The sequence below is a fragment of the Psychrobacter sp. NG254 genome (assembly GCF_015277735.1).
GTDB lineage: Bacteria > Pseudomonadota > Gammaproteobacteria > Pseudomonadales > Moraxellaceae > Psychrobacter.
In genome coordinates this window covers 46,246-69,028 of sequence record NZ_JADHDA010000001.1, presented here as the reverse complement: position 1 = coordinate 69,028, position 22,783 = coordinate 46,246, and the positions used below count along the sequence as shown (strand labels likewise).

The 22,783-nt window shown below is 44.7% G+C and carries 18 protein-coding genes; 7 read left to right on the top strand and 11 right to left on the bottom strand.

The genetic code is table 11. The features are described from left to right. The first annotated feature begins 88 nt into the window (after window positions 1-88). A complete protein-coding gene (locus tag IP510_RS00275) occupies window positions 89-691 on the top strand; it encodes a LysE/ArgO family amino acid transporter (protein WP_194362815.1) in 603 nt (200 codons plus the stop codon). A gap of 226 nt (window positions 692-917) precedes the next feature. On the opposite strand, the gene IP510_RS00270 is transcribed toward IP510_RS00275, so the two are convergent. From IP510_RS00270 to IP510_RS00260, 3 genes are all read right to left on the bottom strand, one after another. Beyond that, the gene (locus IP510_RS00270) at window positions 918-1,559 is read right to left on the bottom strand and encodes a MarC family protein (protein WP_194362814.1); all 642 of its coding nucleotides are present in this window, start codon (window positions 1,557-1,559) and stop codon (window positions 918-920) included. 313 nt (window positions 1,560-1,872) lie between these two features. After that, window positions 1,873-2,733 carry a carboxylating nicotinate-nucleotide diphosphorylase gene (gene nadC, locus IP510_RS00265; RefSeq protein WP_194362813.1) on the bottom strand — a complete coding sequence of 287 codons (861 nt, stop codon included), beginning with the start codon at window positions 2,731-2,733 and terminating at the stop codon, window positions 1,873-1,875. A 160-nt stretch (window positions 2,734-2,893) separates the two neighbouring features. Further along, the gene (locus tag IP510_RS00260; protein ID WP_194362812.1) at window positions 2,894-3,925 is read right to left on the bottom strand and encodes an NUDIX hydrolase; all 1,032 of its coding nucleotides are present in this window, start codon (window positions 3,923-3,925) and stop codon (window positions 2,894-2,896) included. Window positions 3,926-4,295: 370 nt separating this feature from the next. On the opposite strand from IP510_RS00260, the gene nadA reads away from it, so the two are divergent. The 3 genes from nadA to IP510_RS00245 all read left to right on the top strand — a co-directional run bounded on the left by nadA (window position 4,296) and on the right by IP510_RS00245 (window position 8,428). Continuing rightward, complete coding sequence (nadA, locus tag IP510_RS00255; protein WP_194362811.1) at window positions 4,296-5,435, top strand: quinolinate synthase NadA; 1,140 nt, start codon at window positions 4,296-4,298, stop codon at window positions 5,433-5,435. 70 nt (window positions 5,436-5,505) lie between these two features. Then, window positions 5,506-7,443 (top strand): L-aspartate oxidase, encoded by a 1,938-nt coding sequence (gene nadB / locus IP510_RS00250; protein ID WP_194362810.1) that lies wholly within the window; start codon window positions 5,506-5,508, stop codon window positions 7,441-7,443. A gap of 76 nt (window positions 7,444-7,519) precedes the next feature. Continuing rightward, the gene (locus IP510_RS00245; protein ID WP_194362809.1) at window positions 7,520-8,428 is read left to right on the top strand and encodes a phosphatidate cytidylyltransferase; all 909 of its coding nucleotides are present in this window, start codon (window positions 7,520-7,522) and stop codon (window positions 8,426-8,428) included. A gap of 31 nt (window positions 8,429-8,459) precedes the next feature. On the opposite strand, the gene IP510_RS00240 is transcribed toward IP510_RS00245, so the two are convergent. The 3 genes from IP510_RS00240 to IP510_RS00230 are packed head-to-tail and all read right to left on the bottom strand — an operon-like array spanning window position 8,460 to window position 13,102. Next, complete coding sequence (locus tag IP510_RS00240; protein ID WP_194362808.1) at window positions 8,460-9,275, bottom strand: SDR family NAD(P)-dependent oxidoreductase; 816 nt, start codon at window positions 9,273-9,275, stop codon at window positions 8,460-8,462. Further along, window positions 9,272-10,459, bottom strand: coding sequence for a patatin-like phospholipase family protein (locus tag IP510_RS00235; protein ID WP_194362807.1), 1,188 nt, complete (start codon window positions 10,457-10,459; stop codon window positions 9,272-9,274). The genes IP510_RS00240 and IP510_RS00235 overlap by 4 nt, the downstream gene beginning before the upstream one ends. 3 nt (window positions 10,460-10,462) lie before the next feature. Then, window positions 10,463-13,102 (bottom strand): alpha/beta fold hydrolase, encoded by a 2,640-nt coding sequence (locus IP510_RS00230; protein WP_194362806.1) that lies wholly within the window; start codon window positions 13,100-13,102, stop codon window positions 10,463-10,465. 247 nt (window positions 13,103-13,349) lie between these two features. On the opposite strand from IP510_RS00230, the gene IP510_RS00225 reads away from it, so the two are divergent. Continuing rightward, the gene (locus tag IP510_RS00225; protein WP_194362805.1) at window positions 13,350-14,261 is read left to right on the top strand and encodes a lysine exporter LysO family protein; all 912 of its coding nucleotides are present in this window, start codon (window positions 13,350-13,352) and stop codon (window positions 14,259-14,261) included. 34 nt (window positions 14,262-14,295) lie between these two features. Here IP510_RS00225 and IP510_RS00220 read toward each other — a convergent pair whose 3' ends face one another. From IP510_RS00220 to IP510_RS00210, 3 genes are all read right to left on the bottom strand, one after another. After that, window positions 14,296-15,015 carry an OmpA family protein gene (locus IP510_RS00220; protein WP_194362804.1) on the bottom strand — a complete coding sequence of 240 codons (720 nt, stop codon included), beginning with the start codon at window positions 15,013-15,015 and terminating at the stop codon, window positions 14,296-14,298. A gap of 26 nt (window positions 15,016-15,041) precedes the next feature. Next, entirely contained in the window at window positions 15,042-16,310 is a 1,269-nt protein-coding gene (locus tag IP510_RS00215) for an FAD-dependent monooxygenase (RefSeq protein ID WP_194362803.1), read from the bottom strand. Window positions 16,311-16,411: 101 nt separating this feature from the next. Next, window positions 16,412-17,761: an FAD-dependent monooxygenase gene (locus IP510_RS00210; RefSeq protein WP_227669393.1), complete on the bottom strand. Its 1,350-nt coding sequence runs from the start codon at window positions 17,759-17,761 to the stop codon at window positions 16,412-16,414. 834 nt (window positions 17,762-18,595) lie between these two features. Here IP510_RS00210 and IP510_RS00205 point away from each other — a divergent pair. Together IP510_RS00205 and ybeY are read left to right on the top strand one after the other, a co-directional pair. Further along, the gene (locus IP510_RS00205; RefSeq protein ID WP_194363236.1) at window positions 18,596-19,687 is read left to right on the top strand and encodes a PhoH family protein; all 1,092 of its coding nucleotides are present in this window, start codon (window positions 18,596-18,598) and stop codon (window positions 19,685-19,687) included. 190 nt (window positions 19,688-19,877) lie between these two features. Continuing rightward, entirely contained in the window at window positions 19,878-20,492 is a 615-nt protein-coding gene (gene ybeY, locus IP510_RS00200; protein WP_194362802.1) for an rRNA maturation RNase YbeY, read from the top strand. 26 nt (window positions 20,493-20,518) lie between these two features. Here the strand turns inward: ybeY and IP510_RS00195 are convergent, their stop codons facing one another. Both IP510_RS00195 and IP510_RS00190 read right to left on the bottom strand, forming a co-directional pair. Further along, on the bottom strand, window positions 20,519-21,403 hold the full coding sequence (locus IP510_RS00195) for a mechanosensitive ion channel family protein (RefSeq protein WP_194362801.1): 885 nt from the start codon (window positions 21,401-21,403) through the stop codon (window positions 20,519-20,521). A 134-nt stretch (window positions 21,404-21,537) separates the two neighbouring features. Further along, a complete protein-coding gene (locus IP510_RS00190; RefSeq protein ID WP_194362800.1) occupies window positions 21,538-22,425 on the bottom strand; it encodes an energy transducer TonB in 888 nt (295 codons plus the stop codon). Window positions 22,426-22,783: the final 358 nt, after the last annotated feature.

Here is a 22,783-nt window from a genome sequence, read left to right as displayed (position 1 = left end):
TTGATGGCTTATCTTAACAGCTTTTTTTGGCACTGCCAGTAAGCAAAGTGTCAATATTCCTACTCTTCAAAATGATAAGCACTTTACTATGAACACAACCGATTATATCTCCGGCTTTTTGCTTGGGCTATCGCTTATCTTAGCAATTGGATCACAAAACGCCTTTGTGCTAAAACAAGGCATCAAACGTGAACATATCTTTTTTATCTGCTTATTCTGTGCTGTTAGCGATGCATTATTAATCTCAGCAGGCGTGGCGGGCTTTGGCGCGGTGACAGCTCGTTATCCACATGCAGTAGATATCGCGAGATTGGCAGGCGCACTATTTTTGCTGGTTTATGGTCTGCAAAGTTTGTATGCCAGTATCAAACGATCACATGCATTGACCGTCGATGGTCAGGCCGTTACTAGCTTAAAAAAAGCACTATTGCTATGTTTTGGCTTTACATGGCTCAACCCGCACGTCTATCTAGATACATTGGTACTCGTTGGCATGGTTTCAACAGGTGCTAGTAGCAAACTGGCATTTGGTGTGGGTGCCGTCAGTGCGTCATTCTGTTTCTTTTTTGCCTTGGGTTATGGCGCACGCTTGCTTAGACCTCTATTTGCGAAGCCAAAAGCATGGAACATACTTGATGGGTTAGTGGGTATATTAATGCTGTACTTGGCGTGGCACTTATATCATAGTTAATATAGTCAATCCTCTATAAATTAGATACGGTGTCAGTCTCGCTTAGTCTACGACTTGTATTACTTTTACTCGCCTTTCTTGTATCCAAATTATATTGAACGACTATAGTAGCTGAATGTACCGCGCAAAAAAAAGCCAAATATGTTTAGACATATTTGGCTTTTTACTTTTTATATCAGGTGCTTGTGATAGCAATCAATTTTTTATGGCTTAACAGATAAAACCGTTATACCAAAGCAGGGAACAGCGTGCGTAGGCCATTAACGATAATTTCGATAGATACGGCAGCTAATAGCATACCCATGATTCGACTCATAATATTCAGGCCAGTATCACCCAATAAACGGCTGATACGACCTGCAGCCATCAATGCCAAATAACAAAATAGACTGATGAATAAGCCAGCAATCAAGATAGCAGATACCTGCAAAACGCCTGAGACTTGTGATGAATAAATGATAACCGTAGAGATGCCGCCAGGTCCAATCATCATTGGTATCGCAAGTGGTACAACGGCAGCAGCCATCGAAACTGGTGCATCCTTCACATGATCAACATCGAAATTTTCTTGATCAGGCTTTACGGGGTTACCGTCACCATTCATCATATTCAATGCAATCAGAAACACCAATATACCGCCCGCCAATTGAAACGACCCAATAGAAATACCAAGGGTTTTTAGGAGCGTCTCACCTGCAAGCGTAAAAAAGCTGATGGTGATAAAAATGGTCAGACAAGCAACGCGCGCGACTTTACGTCGATTGTTCATCGAATAGCCGCGAGTCAAGTCCAAAAATAACGTCAATGCACTAAATGGGTTGATCAATACCATAAAGGCTAAGATTATCTTGATAATTTCAGTGTTCACTGAGCGCTCGCTTGTTTATTGATACCACTTGTGCAAAAAGATAAGGCCATCGTGCGAGTGCAACGATGACCCAATAGACAGTTAAAAACGGCATTGTAGCTTACATTGTAACATAGGCATATAAGCTAATAAAATCATTAACTTTGGCTAGTTACTCTCTTACATCATCTTGGCGAAAAATCTGTCTATATAGAACCCTATTATTGGTAAATAGATTGCTCACTCGCAAAATTACGACTCACAAAATCAATAACCACTTCTATTATGAAAGGCCTACCAATCAGAATGCATTAAGCGTTTAGTAACACTTATTTTACGCACTAAAATCCAGACCAATATCCAAGGCAGTAGTGCTGTGCGTCAAATACCCCATCGCGATAAAGTCAACCCCTGTACTTGCAGCTGCCTGTACCGTTTCAGGCGTAATACCACCTGATGCTTCGGTCTTTGCCCGACCTTTGCACATAGCAACCGCTTGCGATAGGGTTTCTGGCGACATATTGTCTAGCAGTACCAAGTTCACGCCCGCATCTAATGCTTGCTCTAATTGCTCTAAAGTATCTACTTCGACTTCAATCGGAATCAGATGCCCAGCAAAATCTTGGGCTTGTTGAATAGCGGTCTTTATATCACCGGCAATGGCAATATGATTGTCTTTAATTAAAATCGCATCATCCAACCCTAAGCGATGATTGCGGCCACCGCCGCAGCGTACAGCGTATTTTTGCACAATACGCAAGCCTGGGATGGTCTTACGCGTACAAGTAATTTGCGCAGGATATTGCGCCACGCTATCGACAATTTGACGTGTCGCTGTCGCAATACCACTGAGATGCGTCATGAAATTCAATGCTGTACGCTCTGCTGTCAACAAGTGACGCGCATTACCACGAACGGTGGCCAATACTGTACCAGCGACGACTGTTTCCCCATCCTGTACTTGCACTACAAACTCAATTTGCGCATCGACCAAAGCAAAAGACAAACGCGCCAAATCCATACCGCATATCACGCCTGCTTGCCTCGCCTTAATCTGTAGCTGCGCTTGCATATCAGCTGGGATAGTGGCTTGTGAAGTTACATCACCGCGTCTGCCCAAATCTTCAGTTAGCGCATTTTCAACCAAGGGTTTAAGTAATACTTCATCCAATGCTGGCTCTTTTTCAATTGTCATCTTTGACCCTCATATAGGCATGATATGGATAGAAACTTCTGAATATTTAAACTCAAAATGAGCATAAATATAGCGTAAAGTTGGCTACCCCGCAAGGAAAGGTGACAAATTTTTTATTTAACCAGTAGATTTAGATGTGAAATTGACCAAATTTTATTAACTATTTACGTTTAGGAAGCTTACTATCCATCAATAGGCTTTGTAGCTCGATATCATGGCGAAAGCAATATAGCTTGGCGGGTCGACCGCGCTGGGCATTACTACTCTCTCCCGTCTCCATCACTAGATTTTGCGAATCAAGCAAGCGGCGAAAATTCTGTTTGTGTAAACGTATGCCTGATAATGCCTCAACACTCTGCTGCAACTGCGATAAAGTAAAAACGTCCGGCATCAAACCAAAGATAAGCGGTCGATATTCAATCTTAGCACGCAGCCTTGAAATAGCAGTGGCAATCACGCGGCGATGATCATAATACATCGGTATGCCTATACGCTGTGACCAGTCATCTGGCAAGACAACCGCTTGATAATTGGGCGGATAATTAGGTGCTTCAGGTATCAATCCTGCTTCATAAAGCATTTCATAGCGTAGCAGTACATGCTCTGCAATCCACTCTCTGCTGTCATGAGCGTTGTCACTCGCCGATTCAGTATCTGTGAACTCGCCACCTGCCAAAAATGACTCACTCAATCCCCAGCATAATCCAATACGCTGACGTCGACGCTGTCGAATAATCGAGTCTTTGGCAGTATCAGCCCATTCTAAGAGCACAGGCACGATGAAGTCCATAATGATGCTAGGCATACCATCTAGGTGGTTTTCCCAAGGGAAGTAATCGTACCAATCTCGCCATAGCGCTTTGCTTTGGAGCTCTTGCGTTTGTGTCTCTTGTACCAAACCCAGATAGCTAACATACACCAGCGCATGACCGTCGATATTACGTCTATTGGTATCGACAAAGGTATACAACTGCTCCAAATATCCAAGCGGCTGCTGCGTTTGCTCCTCTACCCATTGACGTACGCCTGCCTGCAGCGAGCGATGTAGCGGCATAAGTGGTCCATTTGGCAATAGCTTGCCTTGGTCAACGGTCAGGACACGAGCGATATGATCTGTGATAGCCACCAACACTGCGACCACCTCTGTCGTGCCGCTACCTTGCTGGTGCGCATGTGAATAAGACAACGTCATGGCTTTGGGTATTATCCTCTTTCTCTTTGAAATGTCATGAAAAAGCCATCAGTCTTGATAGCTAACGTACGCCCTAGTATAGCGTGAATCTACAACTATCATAGCCTGTCGTTGTAAGCATACAACATCAAAATCGATGGATAAATAACAAATTAGATGAATAAATAAAACTGACGAAATTAATATCGCTTGGTTTTATCTCTCATTAGAAAGGCTAAAACTAGATACGCTAAATCGACAAGTATACAAAAAACACTTGTATTTATGCTCAAAATGAGCATAATTAATATAACTAATCAATTTCTTATCGCTAATTATCTTGTTTTTAGCACACACATTTATCGTTATCGCACCAACAGAGGCTGCCATTATGAAAACTTATCCTTACGACGCACCCATCATGAGCACGGACAATCGCATCGCTACTCAGATGAACATCGAATATGCCAAAGCTAAGATGCCAGCAGATTTGCCTCGTGCTGAACGCCTTGTGGTCGAAGAAAACATTAAAAAATTATTGAAAGATAACAATGCTGTATTAGTCGCACACTATTACGTTGATCCTTTTATCCAAGACTTAGCATTGGCGACAGGTGGCTGTGTCGGTGACTCACTTGAGATGGCACGTTTTGGACAAGCCCATAGCGCCCAAACCTTGGTGGTCGCTGGTGTGCGCTTTATGGGCGAGTCGGCCAAAATCTTGAGCATGGAAAAAACCGTACTCATGCCAGATTTGGAAGCGGAATGTTCGCTGGATCTGGGCTGCCCTGCTGATGAATTTTCTGCATTCTGCGATGCCCATCCTGAGCGTACGGTTGTCGTCTATGCCAATACTAGCGCAGCAGTGAAAGCAAGAGCTGATTGGGTGGTGACATCGTCTGTCGGTATCGAAATCGTCCGTCATCTACATGCGCAAGGTGAGCCGATCATTTGGGGCCCTGACCGTCATTTGGGTAAATATATTGCTGCTGAGACTGGCGCAGATATGCTGCTGTGGCAAGGCTCTTGCCTGGTGCACAACGAATTTAAAGCCACTGAACTGATGCAATTAAAAGAAGAGCACCCCAATGCTAAAGTGTTGGTACATCCAGAATCACCTGATAGCGTGGTTGCCCTTGCTGATGTGGTCGGTTCAACCAGTAAACTACTCCAGTCCACTTATGAGATGGATGCTGATACCTTTATCGTCGCCACTGATTTGGGTATCTTGCATGAGATGCAAAAACGCTCACCAAATAAAAGGTTTTTGGCCGCACCAACTGCTGGTGAGAGCGCAAGTTGCAAGAGCTGCGCGTTCTGCCCTTGGATGGCGATGAATGGTCTAAAAGGGATTGAGCAGTGCCTAACTCATAGTAGCGGTGAAGTACTGATGACACCTGAACTGGCAGCAGCAGCTAGAAAACCTTTGCAACGTATGCTTGATTTTGCCGAAGCACAAAAGCAACGAGTCGCTGCCAGTGGCGATATCGTAAAAGACCGTGCGCTGTTCGCTAACGTTGGGGCAGCCTAGCATGAGTCAGTCGCCATCAGCTTATGAGACCAGTACTATTTCCTATGAAAATAACAGGAGTAGCAGTGATATGAGCAATATTGTAAAGACTGACGTTCTTATTATTGGGGCTGGTCTGGCAGGCTTGAGTACCGCGCTATCCTTACCAAAGTCGCTGAACATTACTATTTTAAGCAAAGCCGCGCTCGATGTCTGTTCGAGCCACTATGCGCAGGGCGGTATTGCCGCCAGTTTAGATAAAACTGACAGCGTAACCGACCATGTGTCTGATACGCTCATCGCTGGTGCAGGTTTGTGTGATGCGGCGAACACTGCTGATATATTGAGTGCAGGGCAACAGGCGGTTCAGTGGCTATGTGAGCAAGGCGTTCCCTTCACTCAAATGGCACACAGCCCTAATGATACTCAGCCACACGCTCTACCAGTAGCAGCCACTGCCCTAAGCACTAGTGAGCTACATTTAACCAAAGAAGGTGGACATGGCTGTCGCCGTGTGGCGCATGCAGATGATGCGACTGGGCGACATGTGATGGAAGCCTTAACGGTAAAAGTGCAGGCCGCTGCTAACATTACCATCTTGCCTTATCATGAAGCCTTATCGTTATTAACACGCCCTAATATCGGTGCTATTGGTGAGTCAGATATAAATAACTCTGACAATACTGACCATAAAAAATGCTACGGTGCCACTGTTTTCGATCATGACAACCAACGTCAGTTTACGGTTTATAGTCGGGCCGTCGTACTCGCGAGTGGCGGCTTAGGGCAATTGTTTAAACGTGCCAGCGCGCCTAATGTGTGCGTGGGTGATGGTGTGATGATGGCATGGCAAGCCGGCTGCCGTCTGGCAAACTTGGAGTTTGTGCAATTTCACCCGACAGGTCTAGCCTTAGATGACAGCAGTTTTTTAATCTCTGAAGCACTTCGCGGTGAGGGTGGACGGCTGTATTGCCCGCAGACAGGCAAGCGCTTTATGCTAGAGGTTGATGCGCGCGCAGAGTTGGCACCGCGAGATATCGTCGCACGTGCGATAGCAGAGCAAATTTCAAAAAATGGCATGGGCTATGTACATCTTGATGTCAGCCACTTGTCAGCAGACTTTTTGCAGCAGCATTTCCCGCAAATTTATCAAACCTTATTGCCACTAGGTATCGATATTACCACCGACCCTATCCCCGTTGCCCCGACAGCGCATTATAGTTGTGGCGGCGTGGTCGCCTCTACCGATGGCTTGACCGATGTACAAGGGCTATACGCAGCAGGTGAAGTGGCATATACAGGTCTGCACGGCGCCAATCGTTTGGCAAGTAACTCTTTATTAGAATGTGTGGTGGTTGGCCGTAATATTGCTAGCCACTTGCCACATTATTTAGACAAAATAGTTAAACTGGATAACGCACCCTATGATGCGTTTGAGCAGCCAACCACTGACCTGTGGTCATCGCCAGTATTAATAGATACGCAACCTATTGTCCTGCCGTTGACGATAGCATCAACGCATCTGCATGACACAGCAAATAGGGCGCTTCATTCAGACACTGATATCACCGCAATCATCAACGCTTTAAAATCACTCATGACCGCCAATATGGGCATCACACGTAGTGCCCAACAATTAGAGCAAGCCCTGACCCAAATTCAGCAGTGGCAAGCGCAGCTTGCAGATATGGAGCGGTATCCACTTGATATGAGTGATGACAATATTTCTGATGAAAACGAACTTGGCAATATTCAATTGGTAAACTATCCATTGGCTAATACTACATTAGACCAAAATCAATTAGCGCAACATCAATTGTCAAAACAATTGCAACTGGCAACATTGATCGTTCAATCTGCTTATCAGCGCCTTGAGAGTCGTGGCGGCCATTATCGACTCGACTACCCCAATTTAGACGAAGTAGCGTTGACCAGCATCATTGCGCCGCCCAAACGCTATCCGCTTGCGTCCATCAGTCATACTATGAGTACCAAAACAGACTCTATACCTGTCATGGATAATGTCTGACACTAGGGTTAAAGTAGCATTTAAGCTATTATTATAAGGAGGCTTTACACGCCATCTATTGATTGAGTGCTAAAACATGTCTACTGATACGCTGTTTGTTATCGGACTTATGATGGTAGTAAGTTTGGTTTGGGGCATACTGGTTATCCCTCGTCTACGTACTCGCTTGCCTAAGATTTATCTGATTGCACGCTCTTGGTGGTTTATGCTGGTTGCGCTATGTCTTTGCTACAGTATCGCTAAGCTAGAGAACCCTAGTCAGTACGATCAGTCTTATCCTTATCAGTGGCTACTCATTGCCTTTTTTATTTTAATCGGGCTACGCGGCGGCTACGAGCTCAAACGCTTATGGTGCTTAAATGGCAAGGCATGGCTCATCCGTAAGCTCCAAGCGCGTGGATTACAACCAATCACCAGCACTCATGAGAAACATTCAGCAGCTATTTCAGTACCTATCTCAACCCCTATCAGTGCATCTGCACATTTAAATGCATTAGATATCGTCTTTAGCACTGCCTTTATTTTACTGATTATTAGCCTTATCGCCTTGCAGCAATTAACGTGGCAACGTGAGCAGTACGGCGTGTTACTGTTTGTACTATTCGCTAGCCAGTTCAACGATATTGCCCAATATTTATGCGGACGATTACTGGGTCATAAATGGTTTAAACGAGGTTTAGCACCAACCATCAGCCCAAATAAAAGCATTGAAGGCGCGGTCTTTGGTAGTTTACTTGCAGCTATATTGGCTTCTTCGTTAGGATTATGGCTCACACCTTTTAGCTGGTTAGTTTGTTTGCTAGCAGCCTACAGTTTAGCCGTGAGTGGTATCGCGGGGGATTTATTAGAGTCTGCGTTCAAACGCCAACATGGGGTAAAAGACACCGGTACGATGCTGGCTGGACATGGCGGCGTATTAGATCGGGTAGATAGTTTACTGATTGGAGTACCAGTATTCACCCTACTCTATTGGCAATTTGGATGAGCGGCCCATTTTTGATTAAGACAATGCTTGGTTAAGAAGGCTTATCCAGCTTACTGCGTAATATCCAATTGAGTAATGGCTTGGGTAAGTGGTTTAGCGTCCGAGTGATATAGCGCATAGATCGTGGAAATATCGCTAGTTCTACGTCATTATCAATCGCCTGCATAACCTCTACCACAGCCATCTGCACACTCATGATAAATGGTTTGTGACTGGCATCACCATCATTCAAATCATGCAATGCTTGGGTGTCAATATATCCTGAGGCAATGCACGTCACTTGAATATCATAAGGGTCAAGCGCCAATCGATAAGCGCTAGCAGTCGCAATCATCGCACGCTTACTTTTCGCATAAAGGCTGGCATACGGATAATCCATCGTGCCAGCGATAGAGGCGATACAGATGAGGCTTGGTCTACAGTCTTTGGCAAAGTCCAGTGACTGATGTTGCTGCTTTAACTGCTCACTTGCCCATCTAAAAACCTGCTCAAATGCCTGCAAGTTAATCGCTAACATTTTATCACTGTCAGCTTGGTTCAGATGTTGGACACGCTCATTTAAATAACTACCCGCACTATAAATCAGCCTGTCAAAGCGAACACTGGACAATGTCTGTAGTAGATTTTTTATTTGCGTGTCATCAGTCAAATCACAAGCATAAGTCTTAAGAGTCGGATATTGGCTGTTGATGCTTTCTATCTTTGCAACGTTACTACCAACAACGCTCACCTGCCAGCCAAGCTGGTGATGATGAACAGCCAGTGCCAAACCAATCCCGCTTGTACCACCGACGATAATAATATGCGGCGTATGGTTTTCGGCGGTATCTTCTGCGTGAGTCTTCATAAACTATGCTGCTGTATATAGTCGGCCGTGCGCTGGTAACCATATTGCCATTGCGCCTGCATTTGCTGCACAAAACCATCATAATCAGCGTGTATCAGCTCGACGGTCATTTGCTTTAGATTAAAACGCTTTTGCACATTTTGACCTGCTAACTGCTGTTCATTATCGGCAAACGGTAACCAATGTAGCTGATGGTTGTTGCTAGCAGTATTAGTGTGCGACGTTACTTCCATCGGTTGATAACCGTGTACGGCTGACAATCGCTCATTAGGATCAAAACCAAAAACCCGCTGAATCGCGGGAGCAGCTAGCCATGAGTCATAACCTGCCTTAGTCTCCGCAAATACGCTATCACCCAACTGACAGGCTAGCTCAATCGGTGTGAGATTAATGACCCCACCTAAGCACCAGCCAAGCTCTGCAATATGCGTGGGCGGCAGATAGTACATGTCTGCCATAGAGGCACGAACCACTGGTGCAAAATCCCATTGAGTCCGTATCTCTATCGCCTGATGTATCCGCTCACTGGCAAAGGCGTGCGCAGGTGATCTCATTTCCCCGTCAGTCAGACTTGATACAAAATGCTCAAAGCGTGGCGGTGCAAATAACAATTCTTGTAGCTTTAATTGTTCATTATATAAACCATCAATAGGCGCTTGATAAAGGCGACTGGCAATGATGGCTATCTCAGGGGTGCTAGCATTAGGCTGGCTACTGCCATTTTCGCTAGATGCAAAGCTAGATAGCTCATCGAGCCATTGCTCCTCATTATCGATACGAAACATCGCCAACTGCTGTAACTCGTCTAATAGTCGCTCGTAGCTGTCTGCTTGCTGCTGACTTTGTCCATTATCTCGCTGCTTTGATAACCGCCAACGTTTGACTGCATGAGTCATATAACGTATTTTTACACGCCTATTGGCTTCATCTGGCGAGACATGTCTGATTGCAGCAATGACACGATACAACTCGCGGCTGCACATCAGCGCTTGCAAGTCCTTAGGGTCAGGAGCTAGGTTGACCAGATAAGCGGATAAGCTCCCGCCGCAAGTACCAATGATCATATCTGGCGTCAAATCATGCGCAACTAATGCCGCATAGCTACCTAAATAATAGCCAAAACGCGAGCCACCTCCGGAAAAAAGTTGGACACGCTCATAAGGCTTGATGGATTTATTATTCATTTATTACTTATCATCGATTGATGCCGTTTTAATCGCCAATGACACGGTAAAGATACCAAAGCGATCGATACGCATGGCAACCTTTTTAAAGCCGGCGCGCTCAACCAATTGATCCATCTCCGCTTGCGAGCGACAACGCATCACCCAACTACTGCCACGATGGTTGTTCAACGTCTTACTGATAAACTCTTGCTCAGGGTGCCACGGTTGGTTGGTGTAAATCAAATAGCCGCCCGCTTTTAAACTGTCATAAATACCTGCCAATGCTGCCGTTGGTAACGCATTATCAGAAAACAATTCAAACACGCCTGAGCTGATGGCTACATCAAATTTTATGTTATCAGAATCAGGATAACTTGCTACGTCAAAAGCATCTTTTTGACATGTAGTGACTCGATCAGCAATCGCTAACTGCTCTGCTTTTGCTTGCAATGCTTGGATATTATGCATCTCATAATCTCGTAGCTCTGCATGCAAATCGGTAAACTCTGTCAACAGGTTAAAGGCATAAAAGCCATGACCACTAGCGATATCTAATAGTTTTGGTTGGTATGGCTTAGCGCTACTTTGGTTTTTGTCTTCGATATCTGCAAGTGCTATACGTGCCAGCTCTAATATATGGGCGCGGCGTATACGAATGCCTTGCCAGCCAATATTACTCAAATAAAATTTATCGATTGCTTGCCCAAATTTATTTTGTCCACTAGGCTGATTATAATAAACATGATCAAGCGAGTGACCCGAGTCAAATCCATGTTCAAGCCCTGTCGCAATCGCATCGCTAACATGCCCGAACTTTTGCATCGCAAAACGGGTAATCGCGAAGCTTGGATTAAACGGCTTAATCGCTAAGCGGTCTACCTTGTCTTTACTGGCACTATTCAAATGCGCGGTACTCAAATCAGGGGCTTGGACTTGTATGTTAAATACTTGCTCAGCGAAATCAATACAGTCAGCAAAGACGTCTGCTTTATTGGTCTCATGAAATATTGCATGGTAGCTGTCTGGGTATAGCTGCCAGCGTTTGGTAGGTGTATTAATCGCTTCATAAAACGTGCGTTCAGCCTGCTTATCGACCACATAATCTTTGCCCGCGCATAAGACAAACGTCGGTACAGTGATAGCCCCTGCATCGTCGAGCAAGCGCTGACCCGTCGCATGGGTATCGATGAGTAAGTCAGTTGAAATACTGTTCGATATCAATGGATCAGCATTGTAAGCTTGCTGCGCTTCTTTATCATGAGTCAATACTTGCGCTTTAACATAGCTACTAACACGCGACATCAGACCCAGCGTCCGTGCTACCTTTAATGACGGTATCGCAAAAGGCATATACAAGCGAATGCTTAGCGCAGGTGTGCCCAATATCATCCCGCGAATACTGGGCGCATAATCATGCACCCATGCTGCTGCCAGTACCGCACCGATACTACTGGCGACAATCAACGTATCTTCGATAGCAATACCTGTCTGCCCAATAACCAACTGCACAAAACCGTCTAAATCGCGTTCTAGCTCGGTAACACTCTCGGCATGGTCTTTGATACCACCCGAGCGCCCATTGCCACGTGCATCCCAAGCAAAGACTTGATAGCCAGCTTTTGCAAACTGCTCTCCTAACTCGGCTAATCGACCCGAATGCTCATGTCCACGATGTAACAGAATAACTTGGCGTAACGGCTGATTGGCTTTTTGCACGTCCTCTAAAGGCATCGTGAGCCAGTAGCGATAATAAATAGCAGTGCCGTCATAAGCGTTGTAGCAACTTTCACAATTTATAACTTTGGCTGAAGACTGCTCAGAACTAACGCTAGCCTGTTCTTTTAATTTTTGACTATCAACGGTGGTGGTTGGCATTTCTTTGAACTCCAATGGGCGCGCGTTATCAGTAAGATTATTTGGTAAAACAGTATTGAGAGATAGCGAGTTGTTTATTGACTCACACGTTACTACTCGAAGTGCTGGTGGCTGATGCATCAAGTATAGACTTGCCATATAACGTAAGCGATTTAAACACGTTTTTAATAGCAGTGCTTCGGTCAACATGAATAACGGTGTGATACTGAGATGAGCGCGCGATAACGGTATCTTGCTCCCCATAGAAGCACCAAGAACGCCTAGTATTAAAGCGCGGTCACTTTTGCCTAAAGGTCCTTGGTTTGCCCTAGTCCCTAGTATCGTATTGCTGGCAATACCAAGTAGTTCGGTACTCATACTTAACGCGACAATACTGCTGATATGCCGCCGAGTGGTTGGCAACTTACTCGTGTCAGTTTGTCGTTCAGAATTGATTTGCAAATCACGCTTAGCGATATGGGGAGCCAAGCTGACAATGAGCGCCGTATCAGCAACAATATCGCCCGCCTCATTTAGTACTGCGCCCAGCGTCGATGCTCGACCATGCTCGCGCGCCATCATGCCGTCGATAGCATTCAGTGCCATCCGTACAAATAACGATGAAGGCAATAGAAGCCATAACGCTTGCTGCTCAGTCGCAGGCTTAGCAATCACATAAGCGGTGCCCACACTCAATAATACTGCAGATACCGTCACTTGATTGGCAGTGATGTTTTGGGCAACCAACGCATTACTCAGCGGTCGCAGCTGATCTTGAAATTTAGGTTTGAGCTGATATAGCGACATAGTATTGCCCAACTGCCCGAATACCTTAATGTATCAATAAACCGCTATAAGGTAAATATTTATGCCTACCGACTCTCAATAAGCGGCAATCCTTTTGTAAATCAGTCTCGGTCTTAGGTGATTTTTCAGTCATAAGTTGGCATGGTCATCCACATTTTGAACCCGCACACCAGCATTTGTGCAGTAATATGCTACAATCTTCAGCTTCTTAAAAATGCCTTGTTTAAAACGCTGCGAGTCCTTCACCATGCAAAGCTTGATTACCCTTGTTCTAGTCCTAATGCCAATGTTTATTGGCTTTGCCATTCCTTCTAATCCGACTATGACCAAGCTTGCGGATAAAGGCCTATCGTATTTGGTCTACATTATCTTGGCACTAATTGGGATTGAGCTATCACAAGTAGAAGGGCTGGGTAACCAGTTGGGCGAAATTGCTCTGTATGTCACTGTCTTATCGATCTTAACAATTGGTACGGGCTTATTTGCACTCATGGCGTTCGATCATCTGCACCCTTGGCATGCCAAAAAACCAAGCGTCAAATCCAAAGAGCATCGTGTCAGTATTCGTGGCAGTCTTGCGCAGGTCGTTTGTGTGGTAATTGGAATGGTGATTGGCTACTTCTTACCTGCCAATTATATGCCACCAGAGAACACCATGACTGCTCTGCTGATGATACTCATATTGCTGGTCGGTATTGGGCTAAAGGGTTCGGGCATTACGCTCAAAGAAGTAATGCTGAATAAACGCGGCGTACAAATGAGTGTTATTTTTACGCTGGCGGTATTGGTGGGTGGGCTCATTTTTGCGTTGCTATTTACCGATGTCTCATGGACCAAAGGCTTGGCGCTGTCATCAGGGTTTGGTTGGTACTCGCTATCAGCGATTGTGATGACAGACGCTTATGGCGCGGTTTGGGGCAGTGTGGCGCTGTTTAATGACTTGGTACGTGAGTTCTTTGCGCTATTGTTTATACCCGTTTTTATGCGCAAATCTCCTTCTGCAGCGGTAGGACTTGGCGGTGCGACCAGCTTAGACTTTACGTTGCCGGTTATTCAACAGTCAGGTGGCCTAAAGGTCGTACCATTGGCGATTAGCTTTGGCTTTTTGATTAATATCGTCTCACCCGTGCTGATGGTGTTCTTTTCGGCGTTGGGTTAATGTAAATTTCGATAATTAATTATTATCTGCACTGCTATTCAAACAACTTACAGCGCTTTGCGTACTCACCATACATTCGTGAATAGGATATATATTTGAGGTCATTTAAGTTACTAACTTCAGAGCTGCCCCTTAAGGTTACACGGCTTTGCTTCGATTGAATATTTTTGAGATTAAGTGCTTTAAAGTTACGGTCTATAGACTCTGTATCTATAGCTAAAATTTTATTTGAGCAGTCATAAGTATGAATACGCTCGGCAGCAATCCCATGGTCTAATACCAACATATTTTTGACGATAAGCGCTCGATTACGAGGTAAGGACTCAAATCCGAAGGTTGCTAAAACATCCTCATTCATTTCACTTGATGCAACATGACCAAAAATAAACACTGTTGCTTCTGGATACTCACTGAGTTTTTCTTCAATTTTTTTAAACTCAACATCGTAACTATCAGCTAACTGGCTGCTCATAAGTGGAAAGAACCCATTAAATTCCATTTCAAGTGCATCACCTCCCTCGATTACTACTGTACACCCTTTCACATCGACTACCGTATGTTTTAACGTTTCAGGACATTCATCTATAGCATCAAGTACACCATCACCATCTGAATCCGGAATATCTGGTACTAACGTAATAGGCGGCTCTCCAACACTTTGATTGAACGCCATGCTTTTTAATGGTGTCTGACAACCTGTCAGTGCCAATACGCCTAGCATACTCGTCATCATTATCGATAATTTAATACTCATGGTCTACTCATCCTTAAGTCAAAACCCTAAACCCCACTCGCCTGCTTCGCAAACAATCTCATGAGCGGCTTCATTTTGCCAACACGATACATGCCTTCATTACGTATCTGCTGTACGGGACGCAACTGTGCAAGCGACCCTGCGAATAGCCAGTTAAGGGCAGAAAAGCTGTGCATCATCAGGCTATTATGCGGACGACGCAGACGCTCGTAACTACGCAACGTTTGATTACTACCCCAAATCGTCCCACCACTGCGAGCAAAGTCATGTGCTAGTTGCTCGCTCAATACTTGTACATCGAGCATACCCAGATTCAACCCTTGACCTGCCAGCGGATGCACACCATGTGCTGCATCACCGATTAATACCAAGTTATCAGCGACGTAGTTTTTCGCCTGTTGCGCGGTTAGCGGAAAACTAGCAATGGACTCAATTTGACTGATAGCGCCCAACTCATAATGACAGGCAGCAGCCAGTTTATCAGCGATAACGCGTCCATCTTCCTCTATCAATGCCAATGCTTGATTGCGCGGTAACGTCCATACAATCGATTGCCAATGCTGTGGATTGGCTTTATCGTCATCAGTGATATCTGCTAACGGCAACAACGCCAGCGTACCCGTGGGTAGCATTGCCTGACGCGCCGTCGCCTGATGTGGTTTTTCGGTATGAATCGCACAGCAAATCGCGGTTTGATTATAATCGAGCGTGTCTAGTCCAATCGCTGCTTGCTGACGTACAAATGAGCCTCGACCATCAGCACCGACCAGTAGTGCTGCATCAATAGTGGTATGATTGTCTAAAGTCACACGGTAGCCTTGCTGCGCACCTAGCCAATCCATGTTTGTGACTTTTTGCCCCGTGATAATGGTCAGATAATCACTGACATCATCCTCACACAAGCGCTGCCATAATGCATGTTCAATGACGGTTGGCTCAACCATGCTACCAAGCATTTGCGGCATGACAGAATTAGACTGATCATCACTACTCTCACCAAATAACAGCTCGCCCCTACCATTCAGTTGCCATACTTGCATTTGCGAGTAATCAGCCTTACGCTCAGAGCTCGCAATCTTTTGCCAAGCACCCACGTCTTTAAGCAGATTAATACTGGCCAAACTCAGTGCATAGACTCGAGCATCACGTTTACTCAGCACGCCTTGCCAAGCTAATTCATCTCGTGCGGGACGAGCATCAATCAACGTCACAGGCATTTTTGCTTGTGCCAGTTTTAGCGCAAGCGTTGCACCAACGATACCGCTACCAATAATCAGCGTATGGTTGTTTTTCATAAGATGTCTCTCAATACTGGTCAATATTAGAATACTTGTTATCAATCTTATTTCGAGCAAGATTAACGCTGTCACTTTTTTATAGAGGATTGACTATAGCGCTATGACTTTAAGCCCATTGCATAAGTCGCAACCAGTGGCTTAATGTTTGGCAGTTTATCAAAGGCGACTAATGCCACATTACGAGCCAGCTTTATGATTGGATTAGGATGGGTAAAGCCATGTACCACAGCATCACAGAAACGAATGACACGTTTTTGATCGCTTAGACGCGCTTTTTCATAGCGTTTGAGTAGCGTTGGATCACCAATGTCTGCATCTTTGAGCACTTGCGCACTCATCATCTGCGCTAATACATGGGCGTCACGCATACAGAGATTGAATCCTTGCCCTGCTACGGGATGCAAGGTATGAGCCGCATTGCCCATGACCACGCAACGACCGTCTACTTGCTTGTCTGCTAGCACACGTGTCAATGGATAAGCACCGCGGCGACCAGCCGTGATAAACGTGCCAGCACGTTGACCAAAGGCTTGCTGCAACGTCTGTAAAAAATGTGCGTCATCTTCTAGATAGCATTTTTCTTCACCCGTCGGGCACACCCACACGACCGAGCGTCTATAGCCATTCTGATATTCATCATTGCCGTCACCATTTGGGTCTGTCAGTGGTAGTACTGCAAGTGGACCTGCTGGGCTAAAACGCTCAATCGCGACATGCTCATGTGCTTTGTCAGTTTCTACCACACCGACGATAGCCGTTTGCTGATAGTCATAAGTGGTCGTGCCGATATCTAATAGCTGACGTACGGTAGAATCACGACCATCACAAGCGACCAAAACACTACCCTGTAATTGCTGCTCATGTCCCTCTTCACCGTAATAGCTAAAGCTCAGCGTGACACCATCCGCTTTTTGTGTCACTGCGCTGACATTGGCATTATCAATCAACGTAATCAATGGCGCCTGTTGCGCGGCTAATAAAAGCTTGCGTCCGAGCCATGCATTTTCTATTACTTGACCAAACGACTCTACTTTTTCTTCTGCTTTATTAAGCTGCGCACGGCCAAAGCTGCCTTGTTCGCTAACTTGTACTGAGTCGATACGGCAGGCATGGCTTTGCAACTCATCCCATAGGCCAATCTCTTGATAAATCTGTACGGTGCGGCGTGACAGAGCGGTGTTGCGACTGTCCAAATAATGGCTACGACCGCTATCATCGTTTGGACTGATGGTTGGGTAGCTCATCTTTTCTATTAACGTGCTCGCAATACCCTGATTCGCTAGCAGCAGTGCAAAGGATAAACCGACATGCCCGCCACCGGCGATGAGTACTTGCTGCTCCGTGATTGCCTTACTATTATCAGCTATGTTTTCAACCACATTGTTTTCAACCACATTTTCAGCGTTGCCTTTAGCATTCGATAAAGTTACATCATCAGTTTGTGTCATTATTATTCCTACTTTATTATATGGGGCGTGATTTCTATAATGAATGAATGGCCTATTAATTGCCGCTAGCAACCACTTAAACTTTATGGCCCTGCTCATTTTATTCGTGTTTTAAATTTAATTATAAGCGCTATGATATCACTCATAGATTACCACAAATCACCTATCGCTCCGTGCTCTTAACAGTAGACAAAGCGTGTACTAAAAATTCGTGATATCTTGTATTACTGAAGACCAATTTAATATCAGATTGACACGCAAAAGCTATTAGGGCGTGTTGAACATTCACAAATAGGCACTGCTGATCGCTAAAACGGTTCCAGACAAGGCGTAAAACGACGGTAATGCTCATGCCTTAACTAGATTTACAACGCAGTATGGGGCAGTGTTAGCATCAGCTCGAAGAGATAGGACTATTTTTTGCCATTTCATGGTTAAAAATAGACGGTTAGAATGACTAAACTTACTCTTCTTAACGTCGAACTGTCTAAAAAATAGTCTCTATCAGTGCCATGGTTGAATGTTCAACACGCCCTAATCTTAGAAAAGCATTGCATAAAGCATGATCGTTGCAATCACCATACAAAAACAGCGTCACGTATATGATGTATGGCTTGAAATTTACAAACTATCTACCATAATAAAGGCAAGACCATTACTTATCATCACTCTTAAAACAAACAACAAAACCAACAGCATTGCTACCGTCATTTCCATCTCTACCATTTAAAGCCAAGACAATAACGACCTACTACTTTATCTCTTAAGTCCAAAGCTTAATAAAACAACATCACTTTGGGCACACAATAAAAGGATAATCGCTTGACTGATTCCATGAGCCGCCGTATAAAGTTTGAATCATTGACGCCAGCACAGCTTAAAATTGTGCTAGGTGAATACAATAATCACATGAAATATATCCAAAAACGCCTCGATATCAAAATCATGCAACGTCAAGGTGACTTTTGCCTGAGCGGTGATGTAACTGGTGTTGAGCGTGGTGAACGTATTATTTACAAGATGGTGGATGAAGCTCAAAATAAAAAAGACATCAGTGCAGAAGAGCTGCATCTCATTATCCAATCGAGTATCTCTCGTGATGAAGACATGGCCGCCGATGCGCAACAGGCAGAGGAAACTGCCAAAGAAGAAGACTTCGATATTGCTAGTGAATTTACGCCCGTTAGCTTGCGCACGCGTAAAGGTCGTATCATTCCTCGCGGTGGCAATCAGCAGACCTATGTCCAAAATGTACTGAACTCTGACGTCTCATTCGGTATTGGCCCTGCTGGTACGGGTAAAACCTATCTAGCCGTTGCTTGCGCCGTGGATATGCTCGAGCGTAACGAGATTGAGCGGATTTTACTCGTGCGTCCGGCGGTAGAAGCTGGTGAAAAACTGGGATTTTTACCGGGTGATTTGACGCAAAAAATCGATCCCTACTTGCGTCCCTTATACGATGCGCTATACGAGATGATCGGCGTTGAAAAAGTTGGCAAGCTGATTGAAAAACAAGTCATCGAAATCGCACCTCTTGCCTATATGCGCGGTCGTACATTAAACAACTCGTTTGTCATCTTGGATGAAGCGCAAAACACCACGCCTGAGCAGATGAAAATGTTTTTGACCCGTTTGGGTTTTGGCTCGCGAGCCGTTATTACTGGTGACGTGACCCAAGTTGATTTGCCGCGTGGGCACAAATCTGGCTTGGCACAAGCAATGGAAATCTTAAGCGGTATTGAAGAGATTCATATCACCAAGTTTGACTCAAAAGATGTGGTACGCCATCAACTGGTACAAAAAATTGTCGAAGCCTATGATGTGTTTGATGAAGAGCAAATCATATTAGAAGAAAAGCGTAAGTTTGAGCGCATCAAAGAGCAAGAGCGTAGACAAGCTATCGCTAATGCTGCTGCAAAGCTATAAAATGGCAGGTTTGATATTTGCCACCTTAGAAAGGCAAGTATAGAAACGCAAAACCGGATTACTGACTAGTAGTCCGGTTTTTTGCTGCTAGACTGATAGTTAACGTAGTAGATTAGAGTTGGTAAGTTAGCCTTGAGCAGTTTTAGCAAATTAAACAAACGACATGATAATAAAGTAAGGAGAGAACAACATGAGCCAGTATAACGACGATGACAGTTTTAACCAAAATAAGGCAACTGATATCACTAGTAATGATGAAAGCTTTGAGATATTAGACATCAGTGCAACGAGTAGTATTGATGACACCCTACTCGATACTTTTTATCATCGTGACACGCTACTACCTGTGATGATGGCAACTTTATATTACATAGATGAGCAAATTAATAGTGGTTTAGTACTGCCTTATTTTGCAGATATTGATGTTGAATTATGGCAAGAAAAAGCCAAATCACTCGATATATATATCACTGATGAGACTGAAGGTCGTGAGTTGAATTTGGAAGCACGAGGCAAGGATTATGCGACCAATATTCTGTCTTATCCTAGTGACTTGCCAGCCGCTATCATCGGGCTGATGCCGACCTTAGCGCTTGGTGAGCTGATTATTTGTCATGATGTGATCGTGCGTGAAGCCGCAGAACAAGAGAAAACAGTCGCACAGCACATTAGCCATCTATTAACACATGGTGTGCTGCACTTACTTGGATTTGATCACGAGCTTGGACAAGCTGAACAAGATGAGATGGAGCAGTTTGAAATTGAGGTTTTGGCAGGCCTAAACCTACCAAATCCTTATTTATAGTGAATGCGATTCAAACATCTTTATCTTTAAAGGTTTTGATCTTTTTCTAAAGATGGCAATGGCGATTCGTTTTTGTTGCCCATCAACATCTCTAACCCTTTAACATGAACACTGCGCTGCGGGAATGGAATGTCAATTTTATTATCATCAAGCGCATATTTAAACTGCTCCAGCAAATCACATTGCATACTCCACCAGTCCGCATTGGTGGTCCAAACGTTTAAGGTCAAATCAACTGAATTGTCCCCTAAGTTGGTCACACGGACGATAGGTGCAGGATCGGTAAATGCCATCGGATTGTCGGTGGCCAACTTTATCATGATGTCTTTTGCGGTCTTAATATCGGCATCATAACCAATACCGATAGTGATATCCACGCGGCGATTGGGTAACGACGAATAGTTGATGGTCGCGGTTGTGGTGATGTCACCATTAGGGATAATAATATCGTGATTGTTTGTCGTGGTCAGATGGGTATTGATCAAGTTAATTTCCGTCACCGTACCGGTATGACCGAGTATTTGTACATAATCACCGCGTACAAACGGGCGAAACGTCACAATCATGATGCCAGCGGCAAAGTTAGACAGTTGATCTTTAAGCGACAGACCGATAGCAACCGCAGCACCGCCTAATATAGCGACGACCGACGTGGTCTGCACACCCACTTTACTCAGTGCAGCCAACGCCACCACTACCAATAATATGCCATATAGTAGACGACCCAAAAAGCTAGCAACCGTGTCATCTAAATGACTACGTAACATAATTTTTTGAGCCACTGCGACGGCTTTTTTCGCAAGCCAGCGCCCGACGACGAATATCAGTATTGCCAATGCAACTTTGATGACCAATTCTATGCTATTGCTGGTTAGGGTGGCAATATCTACTGTAAAACCTAAAAATTCCATACTGACTCTTTACTTATAGCGGTGTGTGATGAGTTTGGGTAGCTTTATATTTGGATAGCTGTATATCGAAAAATAGTATGACGTATTCATCGACATACTATGTTTATTTATCGTGCAGCCAACTTTCTAAAACCTTAATAAGTGACATTAACTTTGTCACTATATCGATAAGTTCGTATCAGTCGCAGCTCGACGATGTCTTTCATATCTTTGGTGAATTGACCAAAAGGCGCCGCTTGCCTAACAGATTGCTTGGCCGCTTCATCCAATATCGTGGAGTTTGAGCTTTCAAGCAAACGGATGGCTTTGATAGCGCCATCGCTACTGATGATAACCATCAGACGCACTTCACCTGTGATGCCTTGCGCACGCGCTTGCGCGGGATAATGCAAATTACCAACGCGCTCAACATGCTCACGGAAAGTATCGATATAGTCTGCGGCGGCGCCGCGCGTGGTCGAGTTGCTGTCTACTGTCACCACTTTGGACTTAGTCGCATAGAGTTGCTGGCGCTGAGATAGCTGTGCTTCTAACGTCGCGACTTGCTTACGTATTCGCTCTTCTTGAGCGATCACATCATCTTGTGCTTGTTTGCTATCATTGTCAGACTCGATGCTAGCCTGACGCCAGCTTAAGGTCGTGCGCAGATAGCTCTCTTGATAACGCTGCTGCCGAACTTGACGTTGCAGATCAATCACGTCCTGTGTTTCGCTCATCTGCGCAGCAGCCAATGCACTCAGCTGATTGTTTTCTTGTCTTAGCTGCTCTTGCACCCTGCCACCGCCTTGTTGTGAGGCATTGGCAATAAACTGAGCATCTTCATTGGGCTTCATATTGTCTGTGAGGGCTTTTGCCACATCCTGCATCATTGCAGCAGGGTCTTTTCCAACAGAGAAACCAATGCCAAAGATAATCAGCGCATGAATAGCAACTGCGATGACAATTGCAACAGGCAAGCTGATATCACGCTTAGGATCTTGCGCTGAAAAATGATAACTTTGTGAGTCTTTAATATAGGCCAAAGCAGGTCTCAGCTTATGAGTATGAGCGTACCAGTATGTACAGTGCCGTGTGAATGAGCGCTGAATACAGTATGCTAGATAGTGAGCATCGCCATTCTAAAGACAGTGCTATGCTTGATATATACTGGCGCTATCATAACATGACAGAGAATGATGTCACTAGCACCACCATTCTGACGAGTACAATCATAAGCATACGGATATCTATTAGCAAACGTAAAATAATAGTGAATACTAGGGCGTGTCATCAATTAGCACATTAATACATTTAGTGGCCTTAAAATGGCTAAATTTTGCTAAACATCGTCAGTAATTTTGTCAATATGTTCATATTAACGGCAATTTCTTCCTTGTTTAT